This window comes from Exiguobacterium sp. s131, from assembly GCF_018617345.1.
Lineage (GTDB): Bacteria > Bacillota > Bacilli > Exiguobacteriales > Exiguobacteriaceae > Exiguobacterium > Exiguobacterium profundum.
The window spans coordinates 184105-196095 of the sequence record NZ_JACSJX010000003.1 but is presented as its reverse complement, the minus strand read 5'-3'; the positions used below and the strand labels follow the sequence as shown (position 1 = coordinate 196095).

Here is an 11991-nt window from a genome sequence, read left to right as displayed (position 1 = left end):
CATTCAGAGAAAAGGTAAACTTGAAACAGGTAAAGAAAACGCTTTCAAAATTATTCTTTTATAGCTTTGAAAGGGAAAAAGGGAGGATTGGGTTCGATGCCAACAAAAAGAACGGCGCGGGCACCGTGGTCTAAAGTGATGATTCGTTCACAACTTGAAGTCGTAGATCGATTGCGGCCACCTTCGCTCGTCTTACAAAACGCAACGTATTTGAACGTCTACGTAAAACAATGGAGAACCGCGAATATTTGGATTGAGGGAGATCGCATCGTGTATGTCGGTCCAGACTTACCAGAATCAGCGGTCGAAACGGTCGATGTGACAGGAAAGTATATTGTACCTGGGTATATCGAGCCTCACGCTCATCCGTTTCAATTATACAATCCGGCGACGTTGTCAAAATATGCAGGAGAGCGTGGAACGACGACGCTCGTCAATGACAACATGCTGCTTTTTTTACAAGAGAAAGAGCAAGCGTTTGCGCAACTCGATGCGATTCAACAATTGCCGACGAGTACATATTGGTGGGCCCGTTTGGATACGCAAACGGAGTTGGACCGGGAGAGCGTGGCTGTCGACTCGGAACGCATTCACGAGTGGTTTAACCATCCGGACGTCGTCATGGCAGGTGAATTAACGGCATGGCCGCGCGCCTTGAAGGGTGATGATGAGATGCTTCAGTGGATGCTTGACGCCGAGACGTGCGGTTTGCCGGTCGAGGGGCATTTTCCGGGGGCGTCGCCGAAGACATTGACTAAAATGGCGTTGATGGGAGTACACAGCGACCATGAGGCGATGACGGCGGAAGAGGCGTTCAATCGATTGGAACTAGGTTATACGACGACGCTTCGACATTCCTCGATTCGTCCGGACCTGCCGGAGATGATCCGTGATCTATTGGCAAATGGACTGACGGCGTTCGACCATCTCATGGTGACAACGGACGGTTCGACACCGGGCTTTTATGAGGACGGCATGCAGGATGCTCTTGTCCGCATTTTGATCGAAACGGGATTACCGGCTATCGAAGCCTACCGGATTGTCTCTCATAACGTGGCTCGTCACTTTGACCTCGATCACATTTTAGGGGCGATTGCGCCAGGCCGTATCGCGCACTTGAACATTCTAGATGCCATCGAGGAACCGCGTCCGACGGCTGTGATTGCGAAAGGGCAATGGATTTATCGTGATGGGGTATCGCTTTTCCCGAACGAATTAGTGGAAGCAGTCCTCAATAAGATGCCGTCGACAGACGTTTCAATCGAGCTGACGCCACAAGACCTATCTTTCAGCATGCCCGTCGGACTCGACATGATCAACTCGGTCATCATGAAACTGTTTAAAATTACGCATGACACGGGTCAAGATGCATTGCCGCGTGATGGAGACGAATCGTTTCTCATGTTGCTTGATAAAGAAGGGAAATGGCGATTGAACACAGTCTTGAAAGGTTTCGCCCGAGATTTTGGTGGACTTGTCAGTTCGTACTCGATCAGTGGGGACTACTTGATTCTAGGGAAATGTAAACAGGATATGTTACTGGCGTTCAAACGAATGAACGAGCTCGGAGGCGGGATTGTCCTCGTAGACCAGGGCGAAATCGTTGCCGAGATCCCGTTACCGCTCTGTGGGATGACGTCGACGGAGCCACTCGAAACACTCATCGGTCAAGAGAAACAGCTGCGAGACGAGCTCATGGCGAGGGGCTATCAGTTCGAAGATCCGATTTATACATTACTATTTTTAGCATCTACCCATTTGCCATATGTTCGGGCGACACCTCTCGGCATTTACGAAGTCATGAAGAAACAAGTACTATTTCCTGCGATTTTGCGATGAATAGTTGAGTCCGGGGCGCCCCTGCTTTAGAATGAGAAAGAAGTATGAGTAGAGAGGATGCTTGCGGATGCAACTCGATAAATTACGAGGTCGAGAGCTCGATCAATTGTTTGAAGCGATTTTGAAGCTCGAGACACTCGAAGACTGTTATCAATTATTCGAAGATTTAGCGACTGTTAATGAAATTCAAGCACTTGCGCAACGACTTGAAGTGGCGCGGCAAATTCGTGAAGGAAACACGTATCATAAAATTGAGGATGCGACAGGCGCCTCAACGGCCACGATTTCACGTGTGAAGCGATGCTTGAACTATGGGACAGGTGGATACGATCTCGCTCTTGAACGTCTACAACAAACAAAAGGTGACTCGTAAGAGTCATCTTGTTTTTGATGGAGGGGAGGGGCGAGATGCAACAGAAATTCATGAAACTGAACTTACAATTGTTCTTTCGAAGTTTAACACCGGTCCAAACACTCGTGTTAATTTATAGTGCGGCAGCGATTTTATCAGTTTTGCTCCTCGCCTTACCAATCGCCCATAAGCCTGGAGTGACGATCACGTTTACCGACCTTGTCTTCTTTGCGGTGAGCTGTGTCAGTGTCACCGGCCTGACACCGATTGTAGTCACCGATACTTTCTCCACGTTCGGCTTATTTATCATTCTGTTCATCGTCCAAGTGAGCGGTGTCGGATTGATCAGTTTGCACGTCATCATGTGGATCTTACTTGGGAAACGGATTGGGTTTAGGGAAAGACAACTGATTTTACGCGACCAAAACCAGACGTCCATGTCTGGTATTGTTAAATACATCACGGAAATCGTGATCACCGTTATCGCCATCGAGGCGGTCGGTGCCGTCGTGCTCGGGGTCCATTACTTAAATTATTTTGATACCATCGGAGAAGCCTTCTTACAAGGATTGTTCGGGTCGATCAGTGCGACGACGAATGCCGGGTTTGACATTACGGGAAGTTCGCTCGCGCCATTCCGTGAGGACCCATTCGTCATCTTTACGCAAATCGCGCTCATGACCGGTGGTGCCATCGGATTCCCGGTGCTTGTAGAGATTCGAACGTACTTGGTGAGCCGAATCACACGGAAACGTCACACGTTCCCGAGTCGATTCTCGTTGTTCACGAAATTGACGGTCTCAACCTTCTTTATTTTGATTGCCGTCGGTACGGTCGGCTTGTTCATCTTTGAATACAATAATGCCTTTAAGGACTTGCCGCTCTGGTTGGCACTATCGGATTCGTTGTTCCAATCCGTGACGACACGAAATGGTGGTCTATCGACGGTCGATGTCAATCTATTCTCTGAAGCGAGCATGTTGCTCCTGTCCATCCTGATGTTCATCGGGGCATCTCCATCGTCTGTCGGTGGGGGGATTCGGACGACGACGTTTGCTGTAGCCGTTCTCGCTGTCATCGCCTTCATTCGCGGGGACTCGTCCATTAAAATTTTCGGTCGTGAAATCGTCCTTGAAGATATTTGGAAAGCGTTCGTGATCATTACGGTTTCGCTTGCCGTGTTACTATCAGGTGTCATGGTCATGGCTTATTTTGAGGATGCTTCGTTGACACGAATCTTATTCGAGGCGTGTTCTGCGTTCGGGACGACGGGTCTATCCGTCGGATTGTCTTCCGAGTTTAGTAACGTTGGAAAATGGGTGTTGACGATTCTCATGTTCATCGGCCGAATCGGCGTCATCGCCTTCATTCTCATCCTGCAACGGAGACAACCGAAGCGGATGTATAACTATCCAAAAGAATCAATCATCTTAGGATAAGGAGATTGTCATATGAAAGCATTTTGGATCAACTTCGGATACGTCTTCATTGTTCCGGTTCTTCCGTTTATCGCCATCGTCAATGGAACGGCACTCTGTTCACCGGACTCGCCGCTCCTTGACATACCGGTGCTCGGATTCTTTCTAGCGAATCCACTCTGGTTCGTCCCCGTTTACGGTCTATTCGCCCTGCTTGTTGCGAAATGGCTGACGGATCGGGAACGGAATCGTACGGCACGTTCGTGACTTGCTTCGGCAAGTCTTTTTTTGTTGGGGAGATGCACGCGAGCAAAAAAATCGATACACTAGAGAAGGATTCGATAGGAGGGAATGAGTTGGAATTTCAGACGTGGCGACATGTGTTTAAACTAGATCCGAATAAGGAGCTCACAGATGAGGTCCTCCAGGCGCTCATCCATTCGGGGACCGACGCCTTTTTGATCGGGGGAACGGATGGGATTGATGCAGAGAATACATTTGCGCTTTATGCGAGAGTCCGAGATGCCGGGATTCCAATCGCACTTGAGATTAGCCATCCTAGTCAAGTCATCCACGGATTCAATCATTACTTCGTGCCCACCGTGCTGAATGCAGGAACTCCAGAATGGATCATTGGTCATCATGCGCGTGCGTTTGAACGATATGGCCATTTCTTTGATGCCCGTCTTGTCACGGCCCAAGGATATCTCGTCTTAAACCCGGAGGCGAAAGTCGCTGACGTGACGGAAGCGCGATGCGATTTGACGATGGAAGAGTCCGTGGCATACGCGGAAGTCGGGCATCACTTGTTCCGTCTTCCCTCGCTCTATATCGAATATAGTGGACGACTCGGGAATCCTGATGTCGTCAAAGAGATTCGTTTGGCGTTGCCTGATGCACATCTCTTTTACGGTGGTGGCATTGAGGGAGAAAAGACGGCGCGATTGATGGGTGCACATGTCGACACGATTGTTGTCGGCAATATCATTTATGAAGACTTAACTGGAGCACTTGCGACTGTCCGAGCACTCCGATAAAATAAGAACAAACGTTTGGAACAAGGAAGGAAACGATTATGTATAATCTTAGCGAAGAATTAGTCAAAGGCATGAACCCGGAACAAGCAGAAGCAGTGAAGCATACGGATGGCCCGCTGTTGATCATGGCGGGTGCGGGGTCTGGGAAGACCCGTGTCTTGACCCATCGTGTCGCCTATTTGATGGCGGCGAAGCAAGTGGCACCGTGGAACATTTTAGCGATCACGTTCACGAATAAGGCAGCACGAGAAATGAAAGATCGGATTGCCCGTCTTGTGGGTGGTGTCGCCGAAGACATTTGGATTTCTACATTCCACTCCATGTGCGTCCGGATTTTACGACGCGATATCGATCGCATCCGCTATGATCGGAGCTTTTCTATTTTAGATGCCTCGGATCAATTGACAGCAATCAAACAGGTATTGAAAGAATTGAACCTCGATCCGAAGAAGTACGAACCGCGCACCCTTCTCGGGATGATTTCAAATCATAAAAACGAGCTGCGCACGGCGAAAGATGCGGCCGCCCTCGTCGGGAACAATCCGTACGAGCGAATCATCTCGGACGTCTATACGGCGTATGAGAAAAAGCTGAAACAAAATAATGTGCTCGACTTTGACGACTTGATCATGAAGACGATTCACTTATTCCAAGAAGCACCGGACGTGTTGGCGTTCTATCAGAAGAAATTCAAGTACATCCATGTCGATGAGTATCAGGATACGAACCGTGCCCAATATACGCTCGTCAAACTTCTCGCACAGGCACACGAGAATTTGTGTGTCGTCGGGGATTCGGATCAGTCCATTTATCGTTGGCGCGGTGCCGACATCGCCAACATCTTGACGTTCGAGAAAGATTATCCGAGCGCCCATGTCATCTTGCTCGAACAAAACTATCGTTCGACGAAACGGATTTTAGAGGCGGCGAACGGCGTCATCCAAAACAACGCTTCCCGGAAAGAGAAGAACTTGTGGACTGAAAATGACGAAGGGGAGAAATTGTTGCTCCATGTCGCATCGGATGATCGCGACGAAGCGTTCTTCATCATGAACCAGATGAAAGAGCTGAAGATGGAAGGGATGGACTACGGACAGATGGCGGTCCTTTATCGGACGAACGCTCAATCACGTGGACTCGAGGAGATGCTCCTCAAATCGAACATCCCATACAAAATGGTCGGCGGGACGAAGTTCTATGAGCGAAAAGAGATCAAGGACGTCCTCGCATACTTGCGATTGATCGCCAACCCGGATGAGGACATCTCGTTCGTTCGCGTCGTCAATGAGCCGAAACGCGGAATCGGTGCCGCGACGATTGATAAACTAGGTGACTTTGCAGATATGCAAGGCGTATCACTTATGGATGCGATTCGTGACATCGAATTGTCAGGCATCGCCCCACGCACTGCGACGAAACTCGCGGACTTCCGCCAAATGATGCTGGATTTACGGCAGATGGCGGACTACCTCTCCATTTCAGAACTCGTCGAAGAGGTATTGAAGAAAACAGGATATGAAGAGATGCTCAAAATCGAGAAGACGCTTGAAGCGGAAAGCCGACTCGAGAACTTGCAAGAGTTTCTGTCGGTCGCCCAAAACTTTGAGAAAGAGAGCGATGAACAGACGCTCGTCGCCTTCCTTACCGATTTGACGCTCGTCTCAGACCTCGATTCACTCGATGAAGTCGATGAGTCGCATCAAGTCACGTTGATGACGTTGCACTCGGCGAAGGGACTTGAATTCCCGGTCGTCTTCTTGATTGGAATGGAAGAAGGACTTTTCCCGCACAGCCGTGCCTTGAACGACGAGGAAGAGATGGAAGAAGAACGTCGTCTTGCGTATGTCGGAATCACCCGTGCCGAGAAGCGTCTCTATTTGACACGTGCCCAGTCACGGATGCTATATGGTCGCTTCCAAAACAACCCGGAGTCGAGATTCTTGCATGAGTTGCCGGAAACGTTGTTGGAGCGGTCCGGTAAGGCGAGAAAACCGATGCCGTGGAACCCGGTCGAGTCACCAGGGAAGTTACCGGTGAATGGCTTTAGTTCGAAACCGAAGCCGAAACTCGCCCAATCGTCCGGTGCCGAAACGGTCGGATGGAATGTCGGCGACAAAGCGAATCATAAAAAATGGGGACAAGGGACGGTCGTACAGACACGTGGTGAAGGCGACCAACTCGAAGTCGACATCGCATTCCCGGAAGTCGGGATCAAGCGCCTATTGGCTAAATTTGCCCCTATCGAAAAAGCGTGAGGTGAGAATATGGAGATGGCAGAACGCGTAGAAGAGCTACGTCAAACGTTAAATCAATATGGTTACGAGTATTACGTACTCGACCGTCCGAGCGTGCCGGATTCGGAGTATGACCGATTGATGAACGAATTGATTCAAATTGAGACTGATTATCCTGAACTTCGAACACCGGATTCTCCGACGCAACGCGTCGGAGGGGCTCCGCTCGACGCATTCGTCAAAGTGACACATGACACGCCGATGCTCTCGCTCGGCAACGTCTTCTCGAAAGAAGAACTCGTCGAGTGGGTGGAGCGAATCGAGAAAGATCTCGGTTACACGCCGACATTCGTGGCAGAACTCAAATTTGATGGTCTCGCTGTCTCGTTAAAATATGAGAATGGCCGCCTCGTTCGTGGCGCGACGCGCGGGGACGGGACGACGGGTGAGGACATCACGCAAAACTTGAAGACGATTCGTTCCATCCCTCTCCGATTAAATGAGGACGTGACGTTTGAAGTGCGAGGTGAGGCGTACATGCCGAAACGTTCGTTCGAACAATTGAATGATGAACGAGAACGTAACGGCGAGCCACTTTTCGCAAATCCGAGAAACGCTGCTGCCGGTTCACTTCGACAACTCGACTCAAAAATTGCGGCGTCAAGAAATTTGGCGTTCTTCGCATACGGTTTGGTGTCGCAAGACGATCTCGTCGCGTCACATGACGAATCACTCGATTATTTGAAACGACTCGGTGTCGCAGTGAGCGGAGATTATACAACATGTCAGACGGCGGATGAACTGTGGGATTACATTGAGACATACGTGACAAAACGGAGTGACCTCCCATATGAAATTGATGGGATCGTCATCAAAGTGGCCGGGTATGAAGAACAGGAACAACTTGGTTTCACCGCTAAAAGTCCGCGCTGGGCCGTCGCGTACAAGTTCCCGGCAGAAGAAGTCGTGACGACGATCGAGGACGTCGATTTTAGTGTCGGTCGTACGGGGAAGGTCACACCACGGGCACGATTTGCCCCGGTTTCTGTGGCGGGGTCGACCGTGACGTATGCGACGCTTCACAATGAAGATTTTATAAAGGAAAAAGATCTTCATATCGGTGACCGAGTCGTCATCAAAAAAGCAGGAGATGTCATTCCGGCCGTCGTATCGGCACTGGCGAGTGAACGGAGCGGGGAAGAGCGGGTGATTGAATTCCCGACGCATTGTCCGGCGTGTGGGTCGGAGTTGATTCGACTCGAAGGAGAGGCGGATCATCGTTGTGTCAATCCGGAATGTCCGGCACAACTGCTTGAAGGACTCATCCATTTCGTGTCGAGACAGGCGATGAACATCGACGGGCTCGGCGAGAAAGTCATCACGCAGCTTCACGAAGCTGGGCTCGTTCACAATGTGGCCGACCTGTATCGGTTGGACCGAGATGATTTACTTGGACTCGAGCGCATGGGCGAGACGTCAGTGACGAACTTGCTCTCAGCAATCGAACAATCGAAGCAAAATTCATTGGAACGGGTGCTTTTCGCCCTCGGGATTCGACTCGTCGGACAAAAGGCCGCTTCTTTAATTGCAGAACGGTTCGAGACGATGGATGCAATCATCGCGGCGACAGTCGAAGAATTGACAGCCATCGATGGTATCGGGACTAAAATGGCAGAATCGATCGTTCTCTATTTCGAAAAACCGGAAGCACGTGAACTCGTCAAAGAACTTTCAGAATCGGGAGTCAATCTTTCCTTCAAAGGAACGAAACGACCAACGACGGAAGGAGCACCGCTCTCTGGGAAGACAGTCGTATTGACGGGGAAGTTGCATGAGATGACACGTGGCGAGGCTGGGAAACAGCTTGAACTTCTCGGAGCGAGTGTAACGGGAAGTGTAAGTAAGAACACAGACTTGCTCGTCGCCGGTGAAAAGGCAGGTTCGAAGCTGGCGAAAGCCGAATCTCTCGGAATCGAAGTATGGGATGAAGCCAAGCTGCTCGACTTTTTAAAGGAACAAGCATAAACGTTCGCTTCGGCGAACGTTTTTTTCGGAAATAATTGGGATTGATCAGGTTCGCACAAGCGTGTGAAGGGTATAGATTAACTAAATCAAAATGCTAATATATTTTTGCGAGAGAACCCTTTGACACCATGACTTTCACACACACATTCCTCTCATTCCTCTACGTGGTGAACGTCGTCATCGGAACGATTGCGATTCGAGCGCTTGTTTTCACCTTAGAGGAGGGACCAACATCATGACACACAACATCCAGCGCTTCGTTGCCGTATTTACCATCCTCATGTTCCTTTCAACCTTATTTGGGGTGCCCACCGCCAAAGCGGACACGACCACGTTCCGGTATATCCAAGTGAATTTGACAGATGAGGAAAGCGAAACATTATACGAATCAAGTCTTGTCTATGAAGGAATCACGTATTACGGGGTCCGTGAATCAGCTGACGTTTGGCGATTTATGATTGATGCGGAAGTAGTAGACGACTCGTTGATTGACCTCATCACGCTCTATGATGCGGAAGGTGTACCGTATACGTTTTCTCCAAACACCATCACGGAAGCTTATCCTGTCGAAGAGGAAGAACCGCCTGTTGTCACAGAACCAGATCCATCAGAAGAAGTGACGCCACCGGTTGAACCAGAACCAGTCGTCGAAGAGCCGGCGATTGAATCGACGTTACCGAAGCTCGCCGTTGAAGCAATCAACATCGCCGCAGTCGACCGAGCCGTTGTCGGAGGCGAAATATCGTATACGTTCATTGTAGAAAACACAGGAGACACGCCGATGACGGTGACAGAATTCTCTCACGAGTATGTGAGCGGAGACATCGATCATCAATCAATCGAATCGTTCAATCAACACGTATTTGATCGTTTGCATGAATTAATAGGAGAAGACGGTCTCTTGCCGGGGGAACGGGTGGAAGTGACAGAAGTCTTATCGATTCCGACCGGATATTCGTTCGACGCACATCCTGAAATCGGCAGTGTCTTTCGGGTGACCGGGCTGGATGAATTCAACCGGGTCGTCACATCAGAAAGTCAACAAATTATCCTTTTACAAACACCAGACTTCACCGTGAATGCGACGGTTGAGAAGGCGACCGTTCAACCGGGAGAGCCCGTTCGCTATACGTATACGGTCACCAATCCTTCGAGAGTCACCCTGTTTTTAGCGAAAGCAGTTCTTACATGGCCAAGCGGTGCCTTGACAGAAGAAGAACGAAACCAGGCAAATCAACGATTCGCGGAGCAAGTCGAAGCAATTCCTACCTACAGAGACGGACTCGGTCCGGAAGAAGAAGTGACGTTCTCGTTTGAGCTTCCGCTCCTCCCATCTTATGATGTGAGAGCCGGGGCTGAATTGATTCAACGTACCACATTCATCTTCGAGGTGGATGAAGGGATCACGGTTACTCGCTCCGTTGACGTACCGGTGGCGGTGAAGCAACCTGTTCCGGTAAAAGAAGAGCCGAAACAAGACGCTAACAAACAGAAGACAGAGGTGAAAACCACACCACCTGCCGTGACAGTCGTTGTCAAAGAGAGTGGAGCGAAACGAGTCGAGCACATAGATGAACCCAATCCGTACGCACAAGGCGTACTTCCGATGACAGGCGAAGCGGATGATCTGTGGCACGTCATGCTCGGTACACTTCTCTTCGCGTCGGGACTCCTACTGTTGATTCGTCGCAACCACCCGTCAACGAAACCATAAATCGAAATCCCTTCTCGTTCATTCGAGAAGGGATTTGTTCTGATTCCGCTTCGATACTTTTTTCGTGGAACGATTTTGTTATAATGGACAAAGTGAAATAGGAAACGATGTTCAAAGGAGCTAGACATAGATGAAATGGAAACAACTCGTCATCCCGACAATCGCCTCTGCGCTATTGTTGAGCGGATGTTCAATGAAAATACCGATGGGTGAAGAAGAAGCGACACCAACAGGGGACGAAACAGCGGCCGAAGGCGTCACACAAGCGATCGAAGCCCGTGACTCTTACTACCAGATGGTCATTCCGTTCAAACCGGCGGCAGCGAGAGGTCTCGCCCAACGTCAAGTCAGTTCATCGTTAGAACTCGAAGAAGTCGAACTCGGTCTCATGCGTCATTCAACGGACGCGTTCGACCCGGAAAAGTTCGCTTATCAAGAGGGACAGCTGTTGAACGCGGAGGATGTGTCCCGTTTACTTGCACGGAAAGATAAAAGTAATGAAGGATTGACACCCTTGAACCCGGCATATGCGGATGGCAAGGCAGAAGTCGAAGACGACAAGTTTGTCGATGCGAACAAGAAGTCACCACTTTATTTAGCTTCCATTGTCGAACAGAACTATATGACGAAAGAGGACAGCGGGTATCAGGTTGGAGGCGTATCGTTTGCACTCATATTGAATCGTGAGTATGTCTTCCAAGCACCGAACTATGGTCCGACGTACACCGTCAAACTCGATCAAAAGAAAGTGATCGCAGAAGGGGAACGTATGGCGAACGAGCTCGTCTCCCAATTACGGAAGCGGGAAGACTTCAAGGATCTCGATATCAATGTCGCGCTCTATATGAAATCGACACAAGGTTCACCGACACCGGGAAACTATATCAAATCGGCCTTCGTTGGGACGGCGGATCAAGTCAAATCGGACGACTGGAAAGCGATTGATGAGAAGTACTACTACTTCCCGTCGACATCAGCGACGTCTGACGTACGCGAGGACGCTCAGAAGTTTACGCTCTTCAGCGATCGGATCGCAGACCTTTTCCCGGATTATAGCGGGATGATTGGGAAAGGTTTTTATCAGAATGGAGATTTATCGAGAATGGAGATTGATATCCCGATTCAGTTTTACAGTCGCGCTGAGCTCGTCGGATTCACACAACACGTTGTCGGCTTGCTTGAAAACCGTTGGGAATATAATCGGAACGTTCCGGTTCGTATCAACGTGACGTCACTTGGCGGAGACCCTGAAGTGACGATTGTGTTTGAGGACGGCATGGATAGCCCGAAAGTCTACTTCTAATCGAGAAGAGGTTCGTTTTTTGAAACGAATCTCTTCTTTTTTTCGTATGAAAAGTGAAAGGATAATCTT

At 49.6% G+C, this 11991-nt stretch carries 9 protein-coding genes; all 9 read left to right on the top strand.

Features of this window, described 5'->3' with window-relative positions; translation table 11 throughout:
• Positions 1-96: 96 nt before the first annotated feature.
• The 9 genes from KNO69_RS13275 (at position 97) to KNO69_RS13235 (ending at position 11922) form a co-directional block, all read left to right on the top strand.
• A complete protein-coding gene (locus KNO69_RS13275; protein WP_214818612.1) occupies positions 97-1839 on the top strand; it encodes an adenine deaminase C-terminal domain-containing protein in 1743 nt (580 codons plus the stop codon).
• A gap of 67 nt (positions 1840-1906) precedes the next feature.
• Positions 1907-2212, top strand: a complete 306-nt coding sequence (locus KNO69_RS13270; protein WP_015880718.1) for a YerC/YecD family TrpR-related protein — start codon at positions 1907-1909, stop codon at positions 2210-2212.
• Between the two features lie 35 nt (positions 2213-2247).
• Positions 2248-3630, top strand: coding sequence for a TrkH family potassium uptake protein (locus KNO69_RS13265; RefSeq protein WP_078146261.1), 1383 nt, complete (start codon positions 2248-2250; stop codon positions 3628-3630).
• 12 nt (positions 3631-3642) lie between these two features.
• Positions 3643-3876 (top strand): hypothetical protein, encoded by a 234-nt coding sequence (locus KNO69_RS13260; RefSeq protein ID WP_074037828.1) that lies wholly within the window; start codon positions 3643-3645, stop codon positions 3874-3876.
• An 89-nt stretch (positions 3877-3965) separates the two neighbouring features.
• The gene (gene pcrB, locus KNO69_RS13255; RefSeq protein WP_214818610.1) at positions 3966-4646 is read left to right on the top strand and encodes a heptaprenylglyceryl phosphate synthase; all 681 of its coding nucleotides are present in this window, start codon (positions 3966-3968) and stop codon (positions 4644-4646) included.
• Between the two features lie 38 nt (positions 4647-4684).
• Positions 4685-6901 (top strand): DNA helicase PcrA, encoded by a 2217-nt coding sequence (pcrA, locus tag KNO69_RS13250; protein WP_078146263.1) that lies wholly within the window; start codon positions 4685-4687, stop codon positions 6899-6901.
• A gap of 9 nt (positions 6902-6910) precedes the next feature.
• Complete coding sequence (gene ligA / locus KNO69_RS13245) at positions 6911-8905, top strand: NAD-dependent DNA ligase LigA (protein WP_214818608.1); 1995 nt, start codon at positions 6911-6913, stop codon at positions 8903-8905.
• A gap of 235 nt (positions 8906-9140) precedes the next feature.
• Positions 9141-10619, top strand: a complete 1479-nt coding sequence (locus KNO69_RS13240; protein ID WP_214818607.1) for an LPXTG cell wall anchor domain-containing protein — start codon at positions 9141-9143, stop codon at positions 10617-10619.
• A gap of 130 nt (positions 10620-10749) precedes the next feature.
• Positions 10750-11922, top strand: coding sequence for a CamS family sex pheromone protein (locus KNO69_RS13235; protein WP_074037823.1), 1173 nt, complete (start codon positions 10750-10752; stop codon positions 11920-11922).
• The last annotated feature ends 69 nt before the right edge of the window (positions 11923-11991 follow it).

Bases quoted from the DNA above. Each gene is read 5' to 3' on its own strand.
- KNO69_RS13235 (WP_074037823.1), top strand. From the start codon at position 10,750: ATGAAATGGAAACAACTCGTCATCCCGACAATCGCCTCTGCGCTATTG.
- KNO69_RS13265 (WP_078146261.1), top strand. From the start codon at position 2,248: ATGCAACAGAAATTCATGAAACTGAACTTACAATTGTTCTTTCGAAGT.
- pcrA (WP_078146263.1), top strand. From the start codon at position 4,685: ATGTATAATCTTAGCGAAGAATTAGTCAAAGGCATGAACCCGGAACAA.
- KNO69_RS13240 (WP_214818607.1), top strand. From the start codon at position 9,141: ATGACACACAACATCCAGCGCTTCGTTGCCGTATTTACCATCCTCATG.
- ligA (WP_214818608.1), top strand. From the start codon at position 6,911: ATGGAGATGGCAGAACGCGTAGAAGAGCTACGTCAAACGTTAAATCAA.
- KNO69_RS13275 (WP_214818612.1), top strand. From the start codon at position 97: ATGCCAACAAAAAGAACGGCGCGGGCACCGTGGTCTAAAGTGATGATT.
- KNO69_RS13260 (WP_074037828.1), top strand. From the start codon at position 3,643: ATGAAAGCATTTTGGATCAACTTCGGATACGTCTTCATTGTTCCGGTT.
- KNO69_RS13270 (WP_015880718.1), top strand. From the start codon at position 1,907: ATGCAACTCGATAAATTACGAGGTCGAGAGCTCGATCAATTGTTTGAA.